An 18,040-nucleotide genomic window follows, 5' to 3' on the forward strand; every position below is an offset into this window, starting at 1 on the left:
AATTTCATAATGTTTCTGGTGTTGTCCTTACCAATGTTGGTATTGGGGCAAAGCCTTGAAGATTATCAGAAAATAGCAGCAGAAAACAACCCCGGCCTACAGGCCCGGTACAAAGAGTTTAAAGCTGCCATGGAGAAGGTGCCGCAAGTGAGCAGCCTACCTGACCCTACGCTGTCTTTCGGGTATTTTATTTCACCGGTAGAAACACGTGTGGGGCCTCAGCAGGCAAAGTTTTCCCTTAGTCAGATGTTTCCCTGGTTTGGAACGTTGGAAGCGCAAGGTAATGCTGCTGCTTTAATGGCACAGGCTAAATACCAAAACTTCCTTGATGCTCGCAATAAGCTCTTTTACCAGGTCGCAGATGCATACTTTCCGCTCTATGAATTGGAAGAACAGTTGCGTTTGCAAAGGGAGAACCTTGAAATCCTGGAGTCATTTATGACTTTGGCCCAGAGCAAGTACGAAAACAATCAGAGCAGTATGGTAGATGTGCTACGGGTTGACATTATGATAAAAGATGCCCGCACGAACATCAATATCCTTGAGGATAAGCGCCAGCCACTGCTTACCCGTTTTAACAACCAGTTGAACCGTGATGAAACGATGGCCGTCAGCATTGTAGATACCATAAAGGTATCTCCCTTACCAGACGGTTATCACAGGGACAGTTTGTTGGTAAACCATCCCCTGCTCGAAGAACTGATCCTCAAGGAAGAAGCAATGAAGGAACAGGAAAAAGCCGCCATCCGCAGGGGCCTGCCCAGCTTTGGCCTTGGCCTCGATTACGTGTTGGTAGGCAAGCGGACGGATATGGATATTGCAGACAACGGACAGGACGTAGTGATGCCTATGCTGACCATGAGCCTGCCCATTTTCAGGGGGAAGTATAAGGCAGCCAAAGAAGAAGCACGCATTATGCAGGAAGCCTACAGGGATATGCGGCAGGAAACGGCCAACAACCTGGGCAGTGCTTATGAAATGGTGTGGTATGAAATTGAAAAACAACGTCAAAACCTCGACTTGTACCGCGAGCAGATCGATGAGACACGCCAGGCACTAAACCTCTTATTCTCTTCTTACTCTAATAATGGAGATGACTTTGAAGAAGTGCTACGCATGCAACAACAGTTGCTGAAATACCAAATGATGCAGGCCACCAGCCTATCGGAGTATAAAATAGCGGAGGCAAAATTGAATTACATCACTTCTAAAAATTAAGACAATGACTATCAATAAAAAAACATTCTGGATAAGCATAATTGCCACCTTGGTGGTGGGTTTGCTGGCAGGTTGGCTGATTTTTTCCAGCGGTAAAACTTCTGCTGAAAATGAGCATGAACATACTGAAACCGCGGCTGGCGAAGAAACCATCTGGACCTGCTCCATGCACCCACAAATCAGGCAGAGTGAACCTGGCGATTGCCCCATTTGTGGCATGGATCTCATTCCGCTTGAAGATGAAACCGGTTCGGAGATGGATCCGATGGCAATTTCGATGTCACCTACAGCCATGCAGTTGGCAAACGTTCGTACAGCCGTAGCGGGTTCCATGAAGCCACTCAAAAAAGTGCGCCTCAACGGCAAGGTACAGGAAGACGAAAGACTGGTCTTTTCACAGACCAGCCACATACCAGGCCGTATTGAAAAACTAAACGTCAACTTCACCGGGGAGTTCGTGCAAAAAGGTCAGTTGCTGGCCTACATTTACTCCCCTGACCTGGTTACCGCCCAGGAAGAAGTTTTTGAAGCACGCAAAATCAAGGAAAGTCAGCCCGCCCTTTATCGTTCGGCTATTGAGAAATTACGTAACTGGAAACTGTCCGAATCCCAGATAGAGCGGATAGTGAACGCTGGTGAGACAATTGAAAATTTTCCCATCGTGGCCGATGTGTCGGGATATGTAATTAGCAAAAAAGTAAACTTGGGTGACTACATCCGAAAAGGCCAGCCTATTTATGAAATTGCCGATCTCAGCAAGGTGTGGGTACTTTTTGATGTGTATGAATCTGACCTTCCCTGGATTGATGAAGGTGACCAGGTAAACTTTACGGTACAGTCCCTGCCTGGCGAGCAGTTTAGCGATAAGATCACTTTTCTTGACCCGGTGTTGAACCCAAAAACAAGGGTGGCCAAGGCACGGGTGGAAATGCGAAACCCAAACAATAAGCTAAAACCGGAGATGTTTGCCAGTGGTGTAGTAGGTGCAAACTTGGAATATAACAAGGAAGCCTTGGTTATTCCTAAATCTGCGGTGATGTGGACGGGTGAGCGCTCTGTGGTTTATGTAAAAAGCAGCTCTGCGCAAGGTGTAAACTTTATGATGCGTGAGGTAGTGCTTGGGCCTGAATTGGGAGAAGGTTTTGTGGTAGAAGAAGGCCTGGAGCCCGGAGAGGAAATTGCAGTGAGCGGTACCTTTAGTATTGATGCAGCAGCACAACTGGCCGGTAAACCCAGTATGATGAATCCCGAGGGCGGCCCCGCCATGACCGGTCATAACCACGGGGATATGGGCGGTCCTCCTGCTGGCTCAGGGAATAACCATGCTGCCCATAATAAGGATATAACAATAGGTTCCAAAGCCAAAGAAGCACTGAAACCGGTAATAGACGCCTATCTGGATATGAAGGATGCCCTCGTGAATGACGATGCTACCCAAGCACAGGCCTATGCCCAGAAGCTAAAAGAGGAACTGGGAAAAATTAATATGGCCCTCTTTACAGGAGAATCACACAATGTATGGATGAAACACAGCACTGCCCTGAAAACATCAACAGCAAAAGCATCAATTACTGAAGACATCGAAGAACTCAGAGCAAGTTTTATTGAAATCTCATCTCAACTGAAAATGCTTGTGGAAACTTTCAGACCCTATAACCAAACCCTATACGTTCAATTTTGCCCCATGGCCAATAACAACCGCGGGGCAAACTGGCTGAGCCTGGAAAGGGAAGTGAAAAACCCATATTTCGGTGAGGCCATGCTGAGTTGTGGTGAAGTGAAAGCCACCATTAGTGAAAAATAAAGGAATGAACCGGACCCATTCCGAATGAATTAAAGCAGTGTCCGTTTTTGATAACTTAAATAAACAGTAAAATGAAAAAAGTAGTAATGATGCTAAGCCTGGCCCTCCTGAGCCTGGGCACTTTTGCACAACACGACCACTCCAAACATAATATGAGTGGCGATCATGGGAGCAGTATGGCCCCCGAATTTGAAAATGAAAACCTGCAGCAGGCCTATAACAATTACATTGCTCTGAAGGATGCCCTGGTTGCCTCAGATGCCGGTGAAGCCGAAGCAAAAGCTGCAGAACTGGCAGCGTCCCTAAGCAAGGTGGAGAATGCTGAGTCCGCCCAAAAAAGTGCCACCAATGTGATGAAAGCAGGTTCGCTGGAGGCCCAGCGAAAGGCCTTTGCTTCATTGAGCACCCAAATGGCCGAATTGGTGAGAGATGCGGAAATAAGTGCCGGAGAAGTGTATGTGGAGTTTTGCCCCATGGCCAACGGAGGCGAGGGTGCCCACTGGCTGGCCAATGAAAAGCAAATCAACAATCCCTACTTTGGTGACAAAATGCTCAGGTGTGGTAAGGTAAAAGAAACCATTAAATAACTAAGACCTGTGGGCACAACATAAATTTTGGTTGGTATTAAAATTCGTGCTTGTGCCCGCAGGCACTAATTACTATAACAATGAACAATACAATTTTCAGAGTAGTGGCCGGAGGGCTGTTTTTGCTTGCGGCTATCAGTTGCAATACCCAAACTCAATCCGGGAATAAACAAACAGGGCCGGCTGAAGCAGCCCAAAACTCTGCCAAGCAACACTACCAGGTGGGCGATCAGGTGCCCAACGAACTGGTATGCATGGTAAACGATGCTTACATGGGCAAACCCCAAATAGCCGTTCCGGTAAATGGAAAAACCTATTATGGGTGTTGCCAGATGTGCGTTAAGAAGCTCAATGAACAGGAATCATCCCGCATGGCCATTGATCCGGCCAGCGGTAAAAAGGTGGATAAAGTAGATGCCTACATTGTATTACTGGATGAGCAGGGAACAGTGGGATATTTTGAATCGGAGGATAGCTATACGGCCTTTGGGAAAAATAACTGAATATAAAAAGGGCGGTATGCTTTTGATCTAAAATCAGAAAGTTGCCGTCTCCACTTTAACAAAAAAACTGTAATTTCCACCAAAGTATGACAAATGTCATTGTTTTAATCATCTTTTACTTGCATTTCCGTTTCTTAAAGTTCTAAATGAGAACAAATAGCAACATATCCAGGAAAGTAATGCTCTCGGCCTTCGGGCTGCCGATGCTGGGTGTGTACATGCTCACTATCTGGTGCGGCCTGGGTAACTTTCTTGCTGAGTGTTGTGATCACCACAACCAGCCATCTGTTGCTCATCATGCAGACAGCCCTGGGCATTCTGACGACCACCACCACGACCCTCATTCCCATGGACACAGCCATGATCATTCCGGTGATCACCATCAAAAAAACAGTGAGGATGATGACGGCTGCTGCAGCGATGTCACTACCGCATTCTTCCTTGTTTTCCAGCAAAAAGCGCAGCCTTACACAGTAGATTTTCACCCTTCTGAAAGCCCCGCAGCTATTTTGCGGGTAGCCATAAGTCAATACTTTCCAAAATTAGAAGGGCACGCCCTTCAGAAATGGATGCCTCCACCCAGGCCCGCCCCATCGGGCTTTAGCCTGCGTATCCTGCATCAATCTTACCTGATTTAGACTTTCATTTTCTGTGGGGGTAGTTTCACTCCACGGCTGGTATATTCAATGTATGGATGTGCTCATCAGCACTTCCTTTACCTGCCGTCCTGTTGAGTTAATTACCCGGGGGTACATGCGTGTACATGAATGAAACGTGTGTCAATCCTTATTCCAGTGATTAAGACATCGTTCCAATGATGTTATCATCAACTTACAGAAAGTATGAAAGATCAAAACCGTATTACAGAAGAATTTAAGGTAAAAGGCATGATTTGTAGCCGCTGCCTCAAAGTGCTCAACGATGAGCTAAGGCAGGCCGGTGCAGAAATCGTGGAAATAGAACTGGGCCGTGTGGTAATAACTTTCACGCCCGATAAAATAAGCCGAAGCCATATTGAGCAGGTAATTCGCGAAAACGAATTCAGCATAATTTGGGATAGGCAAACCCTGCTGGCCGAGCAGACCAAGCGCTGGGTAATCAACTACATCTGGAATACAAATTTAGAGCAAAAGCTTTCCACGTTCATTGCCGAAAAAATGGAGGTGAATTACGAAAGCCTGAGCAAAAATTTCTCTAAGGTTTTCGGTAAAACCATAGAACGCTATGGCCTACTCCTAAAAATTGAAAGAGCGAAGGAGCTCGTGGAATATGGTGAAATGAACCTGAGTGAAATAGCCTATAACCTTGGTTATCAAAACCCTTCGGCACTGAGCCGGCAGTTTAAAAAAGAAACCGGTATGAGCCTCAGGGAATACCAAAAATTGGGTGTAACCAGGCGGATTCCAATTGACAAGATATGATAAGTATTAACCGGAATATAACACATATAGCTATATACATAAGCATATACTTGTGTGGTATAAAATCAAAATCAATAATCTTTTAAAACGTAAAATTATGTGGCACTTTGATGGACATCACTTTTGGGGAATGCACTGGATCTGGTGGATCCTCTGGATCATTTTCCTCATATGGATTTTTGCTACGCCCTGGGATGTGCCCGGGCAGCGTACCAAAAAAGATACCCCCCTCGATATCCTTAAAAAAAGATATGCAGCCGGGGAAATAGACTCTGAAGAATTTGAGGAGCGGAAAAAGGCACTTCTTGAAAAATAACACACAAAACGGAGACAAATGAAAGAATCAAAAAAAGAACAATTACGGCACTCCTACTCGATAAGTGGTATGCACTGCGGTGGTTGTGCCGGCACAGTGGAGCGGAAATTGGCTGAGCTGTCCGAAGTTAAATCCGTAAAAGTGGACCTGGTGAGGAAGCAGGCCGAAATTATATCGGACGTACCGGTATCACTGAACACTCTGCAAGAGGCACTGGCCAATACCAGCTATGCTATAGCAGAACCTAATACCGGAGACTAAGTAAGCGGTCACATGGAAGAAAAGCCTGAACTCCATTGCCATTATTAGGGGGATGGAAGATACCCGGTACCCCGGCTAAGGGAATATTGTAAAATGGGGTACCGGGTTTTAAAAAAATGTAACAACAAACAGAATGAAGCAGCAAACACTGGATTTTGAGAAGCTGGCAGAAAAGTTTAAAGCCATAGGCCACCCCGTAAGGGTGGCTATGTTCCAATTGCTGTGCCACTGCCCTGAAGAAGGACTGAGTGTAAAGGGCATTTACCAAACCCTGGGACTGGATCAACCAACTGCTTCGCGGCACCTGGCAGTGATGCGAAACAGCGGGGTGGTACGCAGGCGAACGGAACGCGGAAATACTTTTTACTGCCTTTGTCTTACCGATCCTGATGTAAGCTGTCTTTCAGGGTGTTTTACTAATAGTAAATCTAAAATCGAATAATTATGAAAAATCATTGGCTTTGGATGCTGCTGGCCTGTGTGGCCCCCATCCTTCTCATCTTTTTGTTACCCTTTTTCGGAGTAACCTCTGACCTGACTTTCGCTGCCTTCCTGGTGGTGTTTTTTGTGGCCCACCTTTTTATGATGCGTGGACATTCTCATGGCCATGGTGGCCACCGGCAGCATCAGGATCACGACCAACAAGAAAACAAAACCAAACATTCACATCACTAAACACAAGGGTTATGGAAAAGCTGAATATTAAAAAATTGGGACTTGCTTTTGGCCTCACCGGGGCACTGCTCTATCTGGGCTGTATGATCGTAATGGCTACCGTTGGTCGTGAAGGTACTATCAAGTTCTTTAACAGTCTGCTGCATGGGCTTGATACTTCCGGTATAATCAGAATGGATGTGCCCCTGTGGGAAGCAGGGCTTGGCCTGGTACAGACTTTTATCCTGGCCTGGTTGCTGGGTGCTTGCGTGGCCGGGTTTTATAATGCATCACTGCGCGGTAAAAAAAATTAAACCCATGACAGGCACCAAAAGGCAATCTTTCAAAAAACGGAAATTACCCATCCTATCTCTGCATATGGGTGTGGGTATGCTCTTATTTTATTTCATCATCCATCCCCTGGCCATGGCTATATATGCCGGCCACGGGGAAGATGCCGTAACTGATGGGATAGGTGACCGGGTCCTTTTCCAATTAAAACATGCCTTTTCGTTTCACATGCTCCCCATGGCTTATGTGTTTATTGGGACCGGTGCGCTGGTGGGTCTCCTTTCTGGGTTTTATTGGCTGAGCCTGGCCCATAAAAGACTCGCGCAAAACGAGCCCATAGCCCGAATTACTGATAATGTTAGGGAACTAATAGATGGGGGTGAAAACCATTTTGTGGAATTCAAATCCTCCATGCGCTATGATTACCGGCAAAAAACCACCAACCGTGAATTGGAAGCGATAATTGCCAAAACCCTGGCGGGCTTCATGAATGCCGAAGGGGGCCACCTGTTGATTGGTGTTAACGATAATGGTGAGGTAATGGGCCTTGAAAAAGACTTTATAACCCTGCGGCAAAAAAATGAGGACGGTTTTGAACGCAGGCTTTTTGACCTGGTGACCACCAGTCTGGGTACAGAGTTCTGCCATTTGTGCACGGCAGCATTCCACCACCTGCATGACAAGGCAATATGTGTGGTGCAAATAGAACCATCATCAGAACCGGTGTACCTAAAGGATACGAAAACTACCGACTTTTATGTGAGGGCTGGAAATGCCACACGGCCACTTTCGGTAAAGGAAACCGTGAAATATCTGAGAATGAAAGGAACAAAGAGAACATTAATAAACGTAGGATGAACATGCAATATGTTTGGATCATATGGTCGCTCATTATCCTGGCTATTTGGTTTTTGATCTTTTGGATCAAACCAGGTTTTAGGAAACCTATGCTCAAAATGAGCCTTATTACGATGCTCTTTGGCCTTACCGAACCCTTGTTTGTACCGGAATACTGGTCTCCCCCTTCCCTTTTCAATCTGGCCGAAAAAACCGGCTTCGATATCGAAAGCCTGATTTTTTCTTTTGCTATTGGTGGCATTGGCGCAGTGCTTTACCGGCTTGTTCAAAAGCGTGGCCTTATAGAAATTCCTGTATCGGAAAGAAAGCAGGCCCGCCATCGTCTCCACCGTTATATTTTATTCGTGCCTGCTGTAGTGTTTGCAATGCTGGCCTTGCTCACATCGCTGAACCATATTTACTGCGGTATCATAGCCATGTTTGCGGGGGCTGTGTCCACCCTTTACTGCCGGCCTGATCTCAAAGCTAAAATATGGCTGGGTGGTTTGCTATTCACATTATTGTACTTCATCTACTTTGGCAGCATTCTGCTCTTTTACCCTGATTATGTAACGCTTTATTGGAACCTGGATGCCCTGACCCATATCCTCGTGCTGGGTGTGCCACTGGAAGAGCTGCTATTTGCCTTCAGCTTTGGCATGCTGTGGAGCAGCCTGTATGAACACCTGTACTGGCATAAACTGGTGAAAGAACTCAAACCAAAAATCCATCCCTATGGAAGTTTGTAACACCGGCCAACAGATATGCCTGTCTGAGAGCAGCCTGCCCCGCGTGGTAATTATCGGTGGTGGCTTTGCCGGGATCGAACTGTCTAAAAAATTGAAAAATGGCCCTTACCAGGTGGTGCTATTAGACCGTCATAATTTCCACCAGTTTCAGCCCTTGCTTTACCAGGTGGCCACCAGCGGCCTGGAACCGGACAGTATCGTGTTCCCTTTCCGTAAAATGTTTTCCGGCTACAAAAATTTCGTTTTCCGGCTTGCTGAAGTGCAGGAAGTGGAGCCGCTAAAACAAAGGGTCTTTACCGATAAAGGCTACCTTGATTATGACTACCTCGTGCTGGCCACCGGAAGCCAAACCAATTACTTTGGCCTTAGTCAGGTACAGGAAAATAGTACCGGCATGAAGAACATACGGGAAGCACTGAACATCAGGCACCTGATGCTACAAAACCTGGAGAAAGCCACCATCACCTGTGATGCCCGGGAAAAAGATATACTGACCAACTTCATTATAGTGGGCGGTGGGCCGGCCGGTGTAGAAACGGCTGGTGCCCTGGCAGAATTCCGCAACTACATTCTGCCAAAAGACTATCCCGAATTGGTAGTGGAGGATATGAACATTTACCTCCTTGAAGCGGGTGACCGGCTCTTAAACGGTATGTCGGACAAGGCTTCCGACAAAGCGCTGAAATATCTCCGAAAGCTGGGTGTGGAAGTAGAACTGAATACAGCCCTAACGCAATACAATGGTAAGGAAGCACAAACCCAGGACGGACGTAATATGGAGGCCGCCACCCTGGTATGGACGGCCGGAGTAATGGGAAGTTTCCCAAAAGGGATGAAAGATGCTTCCATACTACGGGCCAACCGCATAGAAACGGACAAATACCTGCGGGTAAAAGGATACATAAACCTCTTTGCCACCGGTGATGTGGCAGCAGTTGATGACACCAAACACCAGCGGGGACACCCAATGGTGGCCCAGGTTGCTATCCAGCAAGGGCGCTTATTAGGAGATAATCTCCTGCGACTGGCCCAGGGTAAAAAGTTTACGGCCTTTATATACAAAGACAAGGGATCACTGGCCACCATAGGTAAAAACCGGGCAGTGGCAGATATTGCAAAGTTCCGGTTTGGAGGCTATGTGGCCTGGCTACTGTGGTCAATAGTCCACCTCATGTCTATAAGTGGCTTTAAAAATAAACTGTTTGTAGGCCTTAACTGGCTTTGGAGCTATTTCAATTACGAAAAAAGCAACAGGCTGATCATCAGAAAATATGATTTAAGTGCAGAGCGCAAATCTGAAATATTCGCAGAACAGAAACCTAAAAAATCCGAAGTATGAAAAAATGGTCATTGTACATCGGTAGTTATTCAGGCATCAAGGTCTTCATCCATTGGAGCTTCTGGATCATCATAGCCTGGATTTTTATGCTCCACTTCCAAATGGGCCATGGCTGGAGCGAGGGGCTGGCCGGGGTGGGTTTCATATTGGCACTTTTCGGCTGCGTGGTATTGCATGAATTCGGCCACGCACTGATGGCCAAAAAATACGGGGTCCCTACACGGGACATTACCCTTTATCCTATAGGTGGAGTAGCCAGTCTCGAAAAAATGCCCGAGAAACCAGGACAGGAACTGGCCGTGGCCCTGGCCGGCCCGGCCGTAAATGTGCTCATTGCCGGTGGGCTGTACCTGTGGCTGAAATCTACAGGGGGATTGATGCCCCTAAGTGAAATGGACCACATGGGCGGGGGCAACTTCTGGTTTAGCCTGATGGCCGCCAATGTGATCCTGGCGGCATTCAACCTCATCCCCGCTTTCCCGATGGATGGAGGCCGGGTATTGCGGGCACTCCTGGCTTACCGGATGGATAAATTTAAGGCCACCAACATTGCAGCCCGCTTAGGCCAGTTCATGGCCATCATCTTTGTATTCCTCGGCTTCTTCACCAATTTCTGGCTCGTGTTCATCGGACTGTTCATATACCTGGGTGCCGGTGGCGAGGTGGCCTACGAGAGACAAAGAGCCTCATTAAAGGGCTTACTTGTAAGGGATGTGATGCTGTCCAGGCTTCCGGTTTTATCCGTTGACATGAAAATAGCGGATGCTGTAAAAGATGCTATTGCCAGCCAGGAACGCCTGTTTTTTGTAGGGACTGATGGCCAGGTAAGCGGGGTCATCAGCTTCAAGGAATTACTGGAGGCACAGGCTCAGGCGGGTGGCCAGATTTCCATTGGAGAGATTATAAAGCCTGAGATAGAAACTGTTTCTGACCATACAGACCTCAACACGGCAGTACGCAAACTAATGGGTAATCCCCAAAAATATGTGGCAGTAACCCATGGTGGACAAATCAGCGGGGCCATTTCCCAAAAACATATAGAAGAAGTATTAACCATTCACGATCAACTAAATAAAAAACAATCATGAAACTAATAATCAAGGCTATGATGCCATTCCTTTTTCTTCTTTTTGGTTGTGGTGCATTGCTGGCCCAGCAGCCAATGCAGGAGTATAGAACCATGCGCGGTAACATGATTATAACCGGAAAAGTAGGCGACACGGCATTGATAATGCAGAGTAACCGCCTGATCATCTCCCTGAATTATGAAACTGCCGAATTAATTATCAGGGTTAATAAAAAATCAGTTTCTCCCGGGTATGGAAGCACTTTTTCCGAAAGCCCGGCAAATCACGATACTGAAGTACTCTTTAAAGGCAAATTAGGCCTGGATTATATCAACACACAGAGTCATCCACCGCTCGATTTCAAGGTGGAAGGATACATTGTCAACAACAGTGATACCCAAACCATGATAACAGGAACCGGCCACCTGGAGCACATTTTTGCCGGAGAGTATGCCTGCATCCTGGATTTGGACTTTGAAGTCTCCCCGGAATTGTTGGACATCAACTGGCCGGGAGAAGAGAAAGTAACTATACAGATTATTCAAACCATCTTAAAAAGAGTAAACGAATAAAAAACAAGGTTATGAAAGAGATCAAAGCATTTTTGCGCCCCTTTATGCTCACCGAAGTAGTGAAAGGGCTTGAGAAAGAAGGTTTCTGCTGCTTTACGGTAACCTCTGCCGAGGGCACGGGTAATTATACAGACCCTGATACTGATTTTCCCTCACTTAAGCATCCTTTTTCGCACAGCAAAGTGGAAAAACTGGAGATAGTGGCCCGTGATGAGAACGTAAACCGTATAGTGGAGATCATCCACCAGCATGGCAAGACCGGCAAGCGTGGCGATGGGCTGGTATATGTGACCCCGGTACTGGAAGCCTATCGCGTACGCGATTTCAAGACAGGAAACGAAATAATAAACCATACAAACGAGAAATCATGAAAAATATCTTAGTTCCTACGGACTTTTCACCCCTGGCAAATAGCGCCAGCGAGTATGCCCTGAAAATTGCAGAAAAAGCCAAAGCGGAAATTCACTTTCTGCATATACAGTTTACCCCGGTGGATTGGGTAAAACTGGATAAAGAAAAAGAGAAAAACTACCCCGAAACCCTCAAGCAGATCGGCCATGCCAAAAATGAGCTGAATAAGTGGGAAAAGCGGGCTGAAGACCTGGGGCTAAAGGTGCGGACTTTTCTTACCTACGATGCCGGCCGTGAGGAGATCATCAAGCACGTGAGCAATTACCACCACGATTTTGTGGTGATGGGCTCACATGGTGCCAGTGGTGCCCGCGAGACTTTTATTGGCTCCAATGCACAAAAAATTATCCGCAATGCGGTGGCCCCGGTGCTGGTCATCAAAGAACAGCCGCCCCGGTTCCCATTGAAGGATATCGTATTTGCCTCCGGTTTTGAGGAAGATGTGCAGGAACAGTTCAACCAGGTAGTGGACTTTGCCGACTTGATGGAGGCCAACATCCACCTTTTGTATGTAAATACCATGTACAACTTTGAGGAAACCGATAAGAGTGAAGCGAAAATGCAGCGTTTCCTAAAACACTGCCCACGCGGGGGCACCTGTTCCATCAACATCTACAACGCCCTGAATGAAGAAAGGGGGATCCGGGAGTTTGCCCAGCGGCAAAATGCTGATTTGATTGCCATTACCACGCACAGCAAAACGGGCTTTCTGAGCCTGATATCTAAAAGCATTGCCGAAAGCCTGGTTAACCATGCAGACACTGCGGTATTGAGTATGAATCTGAAATCAAGTAATTAATTAATCATTTTAATCATAAAAAAAGTAAGAAAATGAAAAAGTCAATTTTAATGCTAACAGCAAGTGCGGCCATTTTGCTAACGGCCTGCAACCAGCAACCTTCTACCGAAGCCGTGCTGAAAAATGAAGAACAGCGCCATGAGATCATGGAGGCCATTGCCGAAGATCATGAACTGATGATGGAAATGCACCAAACCATGATGGAAAGCGACCATGGCCGGATGATGATGCAGGGTGATGAGAACATGATGAAGATGATGATGGAAAACCATGGTATGATGAAGGACATGATGATGAAAAACCCTGAAATGCGCCAGCAGATGATGCAAAACATGATGCAGATGATGCAGCAGGACTCTGCCATGCAAAACCGCATGACCAATATGATGACAGGCCACAAGGGCATGATGAAGGGCATGATGAAAAAAATGCACGAAAAGGGCATGATGAGCGAAGCCTGTATGCAGAGCTGCATGAAAAATATGAAAGGTATGGACATGCAGCATTCCAACGGGATGGATGGCATGATGGACGAACAGGGAAAGGATAAAAAGCCTATGAATGATGAACATTCAGACCATCACTAAAAAACATTGGATATGAAAAAATTAAAGAAAATACATCGAAAAATACTCAGCCTGGCCCTGGTGCTGGGCGTATTGCTTATGCAGGCCTCCTGTGCAGGAAGCCGTATGTATTCTACCGCCAATAGCCAATACATAGACCCGGTATGTGGTACCCAGGTTTCTGCAGATACCCAATGGCAATCAACCTATGAAGGACGAACCTATTACTTCAGTTCGGAAGAATGCCTGGCCGTATTTGACAAAAACCCGGCCCGCTTTACCCAAAACCAAGCTCGCCATGGTGGCCATATGGGAATGGACGGATTGGGATGGTGGGGGCCGGTGTTAGGGGTAATAATGGTTGGAGGAATGATAGCCGCTATGGTAATAGGTGTTAATCATTAAATGAAAAATGAAGGTGATGGTAAATGTGAAAGATCCTGGCCGTTTATGCTTGGTTTAAAAGCAGATTTTTAATTGATGATGAGGTAAAAAAATATGAGTTTGTTCAGCCCAAAAGCATTGGTCATTTTTATGGAAAGCCTGAAGGAAAACCGCCAGGTATGGTCGGGCGTGTTCATATTTTTGGCGGTGGTTATTGCCTTGGTATGGGCCAACAGTCCCTGGCAGAAGGTTTACCACGGGCTCATCCATACTGAAATGGCCCTCCATATAGGAAGCTTTTCATTGTCAGAACCTTTGCTGCTATGGGTAAATGATGGCCTGATGGCGATCTTCTTTCTCTTTGTTGGGCTGGAACTAAAACGGGAGGCGCTGGGCGGCAGGCTTTCCAATCCGCGTGCTGCTGTATTGCCTATTGGTGCGGCCATAGGCGGCATGTTACTGCCTGCCCTGCTCTACTCCCTGTTTAACCTGGGCGGTGATGGGCAGGATGGCTGGGGCATACCTATGGCTACTGATATTGCCTTTGCCCTGGGGGTGCTTACCCTTTTTGGCAAACGGGTACCTGTGTCCCTAAAGGTGTTTTTGGTGGCCCTGGCCATAGTGGATGACCTCGGTGCCGTGCTTGTAATCGCCTTTTTCTACACCTCCAATATTGTTGAACTGGACCTGTTGATTGCCCTTGCGTTCTTCATTGTTTTACTCGGAGGAAATTACCTGGGCATACGCAGTGCCTGGTTTTATGCCCTGATTGGGATTGGGGGTGTTTGGCTTGCCTTCTTCTTTTCGGGGGTGCACCCCACCATTGCCGGTATCCTTATCGCCTTTGCCATTCCCGGCAGGGTAAGGATAAACGAGGGTAAGTATGTAAATCAACTAAACCGGCTACACAGGGAATTTATTGAGGCAAAGCCTGTAAAGGGTAGTTTTATTTCTGAACAACAACTGCATATCCTCGAGGATATTAAGCGCAAAACCAATGATGCCGAAACCCCACTACAGAAGATAGAGCACGCCCTGTCTCCGGTAATCGGATTTTTTGTTCTGCCGGTTTTTGCCCTGGTCAATGCCGGTGTGCATATCCATGGCAATATCCTCGAAATACTGGGCAATAATATCAGCCTGGGCATTATTACGGGATTATTGGCCGGAAAATTTATTGGCATTACAGGTGCCTCCTGGCTGCTGGTAAAAACGGGGGCTGCAACGCTCAGCGGTTTTTCATGGGGACAGCTATGTGGGGTGGCCGTTATTGCCGGCATAGGTTTCACCATGTCATTTTTTGTTACCGACCTGGCCTTTCAGTGCCCTGAAATGCGCTATGTGGCCAAGCTCAGTATTCTTCTTACATCAGCCATAGCAGGCATCCTTGGTTCGCTGCTGTTGTGGATCAGTTCTTCTAAAGCCTTTAATCTAAAAAGTAGCCTGTGAAAAGACATTCATCAAATACTGACCTCTTAATGCTCCTGGCCTGCCTCTTTGTGGTGATGATGGGATATGGTGTGCTGCTGCCGGTACTGCCCTTTTTCCTGGAGCGGATAGTAGGGGTTGCACCTGACAACATTGCTTTTCACTTTGGTATCCTCACCGCGATATATCCGGTAACCCTGGTTTTTACCGCCCCTTTATGGGGAAGGGTTACGGATCGTATTGGCCCCAAATGGCCCATCATTATTGGGCTGGGAGGCTTCACGGTGATGCAGGTAATGATTGCCCTTAGCACCAGCCTCCTAATGCTGTATGTGGCAAGGATAGTGGGCAGCCTTTTCTCCGCCTTTTTGGTACCGGTAATCAATACATTCATTTCAAACATTACTGAAGAAACAAACCGCACTAAAGCCATGGCCTGGGCGGGCACGGCTGTGAGTGCGGGCGTGGTGACAGGTCCGGGCATCAGCGGGCTGCTGGTAGGCAGTAACTGGCACTTGCGCTGGGAAACGTCCCTTCACCTGCTGATTGACCGCTTTAGCGTTCCATTTATTGTACTTGCCCTTGTGGGTATACTTACCCTTGTTTTTGCCCTGGCCTTTCTCAAGAATATTAAGCCGGTTGAGTGCCCACAGGCCAAATCGCCTGAAACACACGGTTTGTTTCCCCAAGGCAAATGGCGCTTGTTTGGGCGGCTGCTTATACTCTCATTAATACTGCAACTGGGCATCACATCTTTTGAGAGCATTTTTCCGCTTTTCATTAAAGATTCCGGTCAATTTTCGGTGGCATTTATAGGGGCCGGGCTGCTTATCTGCGGGTTGGTAATGGCCGTTTTGCAGCCCGTGGTCGCCAAATGGGGCCGGCTTTTCATTGCCCATCCGGAAAAACAAATGGCCATCGGCTTTCTGATTGCAGGCCTCACGCTACCGGTGTTTGTGTTGGTTCAATCCCAATGGGTTATCCTGGTTACTATCGGTATTTTTGGCTTGGGTTCATCACTGATTGTCCCCAACCTGCTGGCACTGGTTTCCCTTAAAGAGCCTAAATCATCCGGCTGGGCACTGGGCATGCAATCGTCCTTTAGCGGTATCGGCCAGATGGCAGGGCCTTTGGCCGGTACGGCATTGTACGCCATTAGCCCCGGCAGCCCTTTTTATGTCACCGGTAGTCTTTTGGTTGCCACCTCTTTTATGGGTTTTCATCACCTAAACAAATCATCACGAAATTGATATGAGGATCTACAAGCCACAACGTTTTTTTTGGTCATTTCTTAAACAGGTTAGCCCTGCACTTTTGATTGTGGTAACCGTTGCGGTGGCTTACGTGTATCTCATGCGGTTTGTTGACCACGGTCTTCATTGGGTGCCTTATGTGGTGGTACTGCTGGCCTTTTTCAAAACGCTTTATTTCACCTTTTTCACTTTCAGGCAGGTCAATAAATCCATCCGTCTTTGCCATTCATTCAGGCAGTTGCTCTCGGTTTTTGGGATTCTCATTGTATTGATAATATTCTCATTTGCCGCTGACTACACCTGTCTTAACTCAGCCGATGACACAGCATTTAAAGGCCTGTCAGCCTCGGCAAATCTGGGATACATTGGACACCTTTTTGATCTGACCTACTTCAGTGTGGTAACCTTTGCCTCAGTGGGTTATGGGGATATTGCTCCCATTTCTATTCCGGCCAGGCTCATATCAGCTATTGAAATAGGCCAAAGTTTTGTGATGGTCATCTTCGGACTTTCAAATATCAATAACATACGCATCAACGCAAAAAATCAAAACACATGAAAAAAGTAAAAGTAGCAATCATCGGATATGGCGTAATCGGCAAAAGAGTGGCCGATGCCGTGGCCTTACAAGACGATATGGAACTCACAGGAGTGGCCGATATCATCAGCGACTGGCGCATAAAAGCGGCTGTGGATAAAGAGTACCCGGTGTATGCTGCTACCAAAGAAGCCGCCCAAAGAATGGAGCAAGCGGGAATTCTGGTAGCCGGGAATATAGACACATTGCTGGAGAAGGCTGACGTAGCGGTGGACTGCACCCCGAAAAAGATTGCTGCAGAAAATGTAAAAATATATCGTGAACGAGGGATAAAATTTATCCTGCAAGGCGGTGAAAAACACGAAACAACAGGTCACTCCTTCAGTGCAGAAAATAACTATGCCTCCGCATTGAACAGGGAAAGTACACGCGTAGTATCCTGTAATACAACATCTATTCTAAGGACGCTCACTGCTTTGAAATGGGCCGGGCTCTTGGAAAGCGCGAGGGGCACCCTGCTTCGTAGGGCCACTGATCCCTGGGAAAGTCACCTGGGCGGAATTATGAATACGATGGTTCCCGAAAAGGACATCCCCAGCCATCAGGGGCCGGATGCCAAAAGTGTAGACCCCGAACTGGATGTGGTGACTATGGCCGTAAAAGTGCCCGAAACATTGAGCCACCTACACTACTGGAACGTGCTGCTTACCAGCAAAGCCGACAGGGAAGAAGTGCTGGAAGCACTCAAAGTTTCCACGCGCATCACCTTTATTAACTACTTTGATGGATTGGTTTCCAACAATACGGTAAAGGAAAAATACCTTGATATGGGCCGCCCCTGGGGCGATATGTACGAAGTGGCCCTTTGGCAGGATATGCTAAAAGTGGAAGGCAATGAGCTCTACTACGCCTACCTGGTGGACAATCAGGCTATTGTGATCCCGGAGACTATTGACGCTATTCGGGCCCTTACGGGAATAGAAGAAAGTGCAGCTAAATCAATTCAAAAAACCAATGAAAGTTTAGGGATAAACCAATGAGC

The 18,040-nt window shown here is 47.0% G+C and carries 25 protein-coding genes; 23 read left to right on the top strand and 2 right to left on the bottom strand.

Annotated elements, in window-relative coordinates:
- Window positions 1–9: 9 nt before the first annotated feature.
- The 4 genes from ACO05P_RS04230 to ACO05P_RS04245 all read left to right on the top strand — a co-directional run bounded on the left by ACO05P_RS04230 (window position 10) and on the right by ACO05P_RS04245 (window position 4,112).
- Window positions 10–1,218 carry a TolC family protein gene (locus ACO05P_RS04230; protein ID WP_421753589.1) on the top strand — a complete coding sequence of 403 codons (1,209 nt, stop codon included), beginning with the start codon at window positions 10–12 and terminating at the stop codon, window positions 1,216–1,218.
- A gap of 4 nt (window positions 1,219–1,222) precedes the next feature.
- Window positions 1,223–3,022, top strand: coding sequence for an efflux RND transporter periplasmic adaptor subunit (locus tag ACO05P_RS04235; RefSeq protein ID WP_421753591.1), 1,800 nt, complete (start codon window positions 1,223–1,225; stop codon window positions 3,020–3,022).
- A gap of 71 nt (window positions 3,023–3,093) precedes the next feature.
- Window positions 3,094–3,609 (top strand): DUF3347 domain-containing protein, encoded by a 516-nt coding sequence (locus tag ACO05P_RS04240; protein ID WP_421753592.1) that lies wholly within the window; start codon window positions 3,094–3,096, stop codon window positions 3,607–3,609.
- Window positions 3,610–3,689: 80 nt separating this feature from the next.
- Window positions 3,690–4,112: a hypothetical protein gene (locus tag ACO05P_RS04245; RefSeq protein WP_421753593.1), complete on the top strand. Its 423-nt coding sequence runs from the start codon at window positions 3,690–3,692 to the stop codon at window positions 4,110–4,112.
- Between the two features lie 134 nt (window positions 4,113–4,246).
- Here the strand turns inward: ACO05P_RS04245 and ACO05P_RS04250 are convergent, their stop codons facing one another.
- A complete protein-coding gene (locus ACO05P_RS04250; protein WP_421753594.1) occupies window positions 4,247–4,642 on the bottom strand; it encodes a hypothetical protein in 396 nt (131 codons plus the stop codon).
- Between the two features lie 312 nt (window positions 4,643–4,954).
- Between ACO05P_RS04250 and ACO05P_RS04255 the strand changes: the two genes are divergently transcribed.
- The 9 genes from ACO05P_RS04255 to ACO05P_RS04295 all read left to right on the top strand — a co-directional run bounded on the left by ACO05P_RS04255 (window position 4,955) and on the right by ACO05P_RS04295 (window position 9,980).
- Window positions 4,955–5,533, top strand: coding sequence for an AraC family transcriptional regulator (locus ACO05P_RS04255; RefSeq protein WP_421753595.1), 579 nt, complete (start codon window positions 4,955–4,957; stop codon window positions 5,531–5,533).
- A 97-nt stretch (window positions 5,534–5,630) separates the two neighbouring features.
- A complete protein-coding gene (locus ACO05P_RS04260) occupies window positions 5,631–5,849 on the top strand; it encodes an SHOCT domain-containing protein (protein WP_421753596.1) in 219 nt (72 codons plus the stop codon).
- Window positions 5,850–5,867: 18 nt separating this feature from the next.
- The gene (locus ACO05P_RS04265) at window positions 5,868–6,110 is read left to right on the top strand and encodes a heavy-metal-associated domain-containing protein (protein ID WP_421753597.1); all 243 of its coding nucleotides are present in this window, start codon (window positions 5,868–5,870) and stop codon (window positions 6,108–6,110) included.
- A gap of 133 nt (window positions 6,111–6,243) precedes the next feature.
- Entirely contained in the window at window positions 6,244–6,552 is a 309-nt protein-coding gene (locus ACO05P_RS04270; protein ID WP_421753598.1) for an ArsR/SmtB family transcription factor, read from the top strand.
- A 2-nt stretch (window positions 6,553–6,554) separates the two neighbouring features.
- On the top strand, window positions 6,555–6,785 hold the full coding sequence (locus tag ACO05P_RS04275; RefSeq protein ID WP_421753600.1) for a hypothetical protein: 231 nt from the start codon (window positions 6,555–6,557) through the stop codon (window positions 6,783–6,785).
- A gap of 11 nt (window positions 6,786–6,796) precedes the next feature.
- Window positions 6,797–7,078 (top strand): DUF5676 family membrane protein, encoded by a 282-nt coding sequence (locus ACO05P_RS04280; RefSeq protein ID WP_421753601.1) that lies wholly within the window; start codon window positions 6,797–6,799, stop codon window positions 7,076–7,078.
- A gap of 4 nt (window positions 7,079–7,082) precedes the next feature.
- Window positions 7,083–7,913, top strand: a complete 831-nt coding sequence (locus ACO05P_RS04285; protein WP_421753602.1) for a helix-turn-helix domain-containing protein — start codon at window positions 7,083–7,085, stop codon at window positions 7,911–7,913.
- Window positions 7,910–8,641, top strand: coding sequence for a lycopene cyclase domain-containing protein (locus ACO05P_RS04290; protein ID WP_421753603.1), 732 nt, complete (start codon window positions 7,910–7,912; stop codon window positions 8,639–8,641). Before ACO05P_RS04285 ends, ACO05P_RS04290 begins: the two co-directional genes overlap by 4 nt.
- On the top strand, window positions 8,628–9,980 hold the full coding sequence (locus ACO05P_RS04295) for an NAD(P)/FAD-dependent oxidoreductase (protein ID WP_421753605.1): 1,353 nt from the start codon (window positions 8,628–8,630) through the stop codon (window positions 9,978–9,980). Before ACO05P_RS04290 ends, ACO05P_RS04295 begins: the two co-directional genes overlap by 14 nt.
- Window positions 9,981–10,009: 29 nt before the next feature.
- Here the strand turns inward: ACO05P_RS04295 and ACO05P_RS04300 are convergent, their stop codons facing one another.
- On the bottom strand, window positions 10,010–10,156 hold the full coding sequence (locus ACO05P_RS04300; RefSeq protein WP_421753607.1) for a hypothetical protein: 147 nt from the start codon (window positions 10,154–10,156) through the stop codon (window positions 10,010–10,012).
- Window positions 10,157–10,174: 18 nt separating this feature from the next.
- Between ACO05P_RS04300 and ACO05P_RS04305 the strand changes: the two genes are divergently transcribed.
- The 10 genes from ACO05P_RS04305 to ACO05P_RS04350 all read left to right on the top strand — a co-directional run bounded on the left by ACO05P_RS04305 (window position 10,175) and on the right by ACO05P_RS04350 (window position 18,038).
- Complete coding sequence (locus ACO05P_RS04305; RefSeq protein ID WP_421753608.1) at window positions 10,175–11,068, top strand: site-2 protease family protein; 894 nt, start codon at window positions 10,175–10,177, stop codon at window positions 11,066–11,068.
- A complete protein-coding gene (locus tag ACO05P_RS04310) occupies window positions 11,065–11,619 on the top strand; it encodes a hypothetical protein (RefSeq protein WP_421753609.1) in 555 nt (184 codons plus the stop codon). Before ACO05P_RS04305 ends, ACO05P_RS04310 begins: the two co-directional genes overlap by 4 nt.
- A gap of 11 nt (window positions 11,620–11,630) precedes the next feature.
- A complete protein-coding gene (locus ACO05P_RS04315; protein WP_421753611.1) occupies window positions 11,631–11,990 on the top strand; it encodes a P-II family nitrogen regulator in 360 nt (119 codons plus the stop codon).
- Window positions 11,987–12,829: a universal stress protein gene (locus tag ACO05P_RS04320; protein ID WP_421753613.1), complete on the top strand. Its 843-nt coding sequence runs from the start codon at window positions 11,987–11,989 to the stop codon at window positions 12,827–12,829. The genes ACO05P_RS04315 and ACO05P_RS04320 overlap by 4 nt, the downstream gene beginning before the upstream one ends.
- 32 nt (window positions 12,830–12,861) lie before the next feature.
- Window positions 12,862–13,416: a hypothetical protein gene (locus ACO05P_RS04325; RefSeq protein WP_421753615.1), complete on the top strand. Its 555-nt coding sequence runs from the start codon at window positions 12,862–12,864 to the stop codon at window positions 13,414–13,416.
- 12 nt (window positions 13,417–13,428) lie between these two features.
- On the top strand, window positions 13,429–13,800 hold the full coding sequence (locus ACO05P_RS04330) for a YHS domain-containing protein (protein WP_421753617.1): 372 nt from the start codon (window positions 13,429–13,431) through the stop codon (window positions 13,798–13,800).
- 129 nt (window positions 13,801–13,929) lie between these two features.
- Window positions 13,930–15,228, top strand: coding sequence for a Na+/H+ antiporter NhaA (gene nhaA / locus ACO05P_RS04335; protein WP_421753619.1), 1,299 nt, complete (start codon window positions 13,930–13,932; stop codon window positions 15,226–15,228).
- Window positions 15,225–16,457 carry an MFS transporter gene (locus tag ACO05P_RS04340; RefSeq protein WP_421753621.1) on the top strand — a complete coding sequence of 411 codons (1,233 nt, stop codon included), beginning with the start codon at window positions 15,225–15,227 and terminating at the stop codon, window positions 16,455–16,457. Before nhaA ends, ACO05P_RS04340 begins: the two co-directional genes overlap by 4 nt.
- 1 nt (window position 16,458) lies before the next feature.
- A complete protein-coding gene (locus tag ACO05P_RS04345) occupies window positions 16,459–17,019 on the top strand; it encodes an ion channel (protein ID WP_421753622.1) in 561 nt (186 codons plus the stop codon).
- Complete coding sequence (locus ACO05P_RS04350; RefSeq protein ID WP_421753623.1) at window positions 17,016–18,038, top strand: type II glyceraldehyde-3-phosphate dehydrogenase; 1,023 nt, start codon at window positions 17,016–17,018, stop codon at window positions 18,036–18,038. Before ACO05P_RS04345 ends, ACO05P_RS04350 begins: the two co-directional genes overlap by 4 nt.
- Window positions 18,039–18,040: the final 2 nt, after the last annotated feature.

It is taken from the genome of Croceimicrobium sp., assembly GCF_965228705.1.
Lineage (GTDB): Bacteria > Bacteroidota > Bacteroidia > Flavobacteriales > Schleiferiaceae > Croceimicrobium.

What these genes read in the sequence shown, in the direction of transcription:
- ACO05P_RS04270 (WP_421753598.1), top strand. Translation starts at nt 6,244, where the DNA reads ATGAAGCAGCAAACACTGGATTTTGAGAAGCTGGCAGAAAAGTTTAAA.
- ACO05P_RS04285 (WP_421753602.1), top strand. Translation starts at nt 7,083, where the DNA reads ATGACAGGCACCAAAAGGCAATCTTTCAAAAAACGGAAATTACCCATC.
- ACO05P_RS04310 (WP_421753609.1), top strand. Translation starts at nt 11,065, where the DNA reads ATGAAACTAATAATCAAGGCTATGATGCCATTCCTTTTTCTTCTTTTT.
- ACO05P_RS04320 (WP_421753613.1), top strand. Translation starts at nt 11,987, where the DNA reads ATGAAAAATATCTTAGTTCCTACGGACTTTTCACCCCTGGCAAATAGC.
- ACO05P_RS04345 (WP_421753622.1), top strand. Translation starts at nt 16,459, where the DNA reads ATGAGGATCTACAAGCCACAACGTTTTTTTTGGTCATTTCTTAAACAG.
- ACO05P_RS04260 (WP_421753596.1), top strand. Translation starts at nt 5,631, where the DNA reads ATGTGGCACTTTGATGGACATCACTTTTGGGGAATGCACTGGATCTGG.
- ACO05P_RS04350 (WP_421753623.1), top strand. Translation starts at nt 17,016, where the DNA reads ATGAAAAAAGTAAAAGTAGCAATCATCGGATATGGCGTAATCGGCAAA.
- ACO05P_RS04295 (WP_421753605.1), top strand. Translation starts at nt 8,628, where the DNA reads ATGGAAGTTTGTAACACCGGCCAACAGATATGCCTGTCTGAGAGCAGC.
- ACO05P_RS04235 (WP_421753591.1), top strand. Translation starts at nt 1,223, where the DNA reads ATGACTATCAATAAAAAAACATTCTGGATAAGCATAATTGCCACCTTG.
- ACO05P_RS04330 (WP_421753617.1), top strand. Translation starts at nt 13,429, where the DNA reads ATGAAAAAATTAAAGAAAATACATCGAAAAATACTCAGCCTGGCCCTG.
- ACO05P_RS04275 (WP_421753600.1), top strand. Translation starts at nt 6,555, where the DNA reads ATGAAAAATCATTGGCTTTGGATGCTGCTGGCCTGTGTGGCCCCCATC.
- ACO05P_RS04315 (WP_421753611.1), top strand. Translation starts at nt 11,631, where the DNA reads ATGAAAGAGATCAAAGCATTTTTGCGCCCCTTTATGCTCACCGAAGTA.
- ACO05P_RS04290 (WP_421753603.1), top strand. Translation starts at nt 7,910, where the DNA reads ATGAACATGCAATATGTTTGGATCATATGGTCGCTCATTATCCTGGCT.
- ACO05P_RS04305 (WP_421753608.1), top strand. Translation starts at nt 10,175, where the DNA reads ATGGCCAAAAAATACGGGGTCCCTACACGGGACATTACCCTTTATCCT.
- ACO05P_RS04240 (WP_421753592.1), top strand. Translation starts at nt 3,094, where the DNA reads ATGAAAAAAGTAGTAATGATGCTAAGCCTGGCCCTCCTGAGCCTGGGC.
- ACO05P_RS04230 (WP_421753589.1), top strand. Translation starts at nt 10, where the DNA reads ATGTTTCTGGTGTTGTCCTTACCAATGTTGGTATTGGGGCAAAGCCTT.
- nhaA (WP_421753619.1), top strand. Translation starts at nt 13,930, where the DNA reads ATGGAAAGCCTGAAGGAAAACCGCCAGGTATGGTCGGGCGTGTTCATA.
- ACO05P_RS04265 (WP_421753597.1), top strand. Translation starts at nt 5,868, where the DNA reads ATGAAAGAATCAAAAAAAGAACAATTACGGCACTCCTACTCGATAAGT.
- ACO05P_RS04245 (WP_421753593.1), top strand. Translation starts at nt 3,690, where the DNA reads ATGAACAATACAATTTTCAGAGTAGTGGCCGGAGGGCTGTTTTTGCTT.
- ACO05P_RS04255 (WP_421753595.1), top strand. Translation starts at nt 4,955, where the DNA reads ATGAAAGATCAAAACCGTATTACAGAAGAATTTAAGGTAAAAGGCATG.
- ACO05P_RS04300 (WP_421753607.1), bottom strand. Translation starts at nt 10,156, where the DNA reads ATGCAATACCACGCAGCCGAAAAGTGCCAATATGAAACCCACCCCGGC.
- ACO05P_RS04280 (WP_421753601.1), top strand. Translation starts at nt 6,797, where the DNA reads ATGGAAAAGCTGAATATTAAAAAATTGGGACTTGCTTTTGGCCTCACC.
- ACO05P_RS04325 (WP_421753615.1), top strand. Translation starts at nt 12,862, where the DNA reads ATGAAAAAGTCAATTTTAATGCTAACAGCAAGTGCGGCCATTTTGCTA.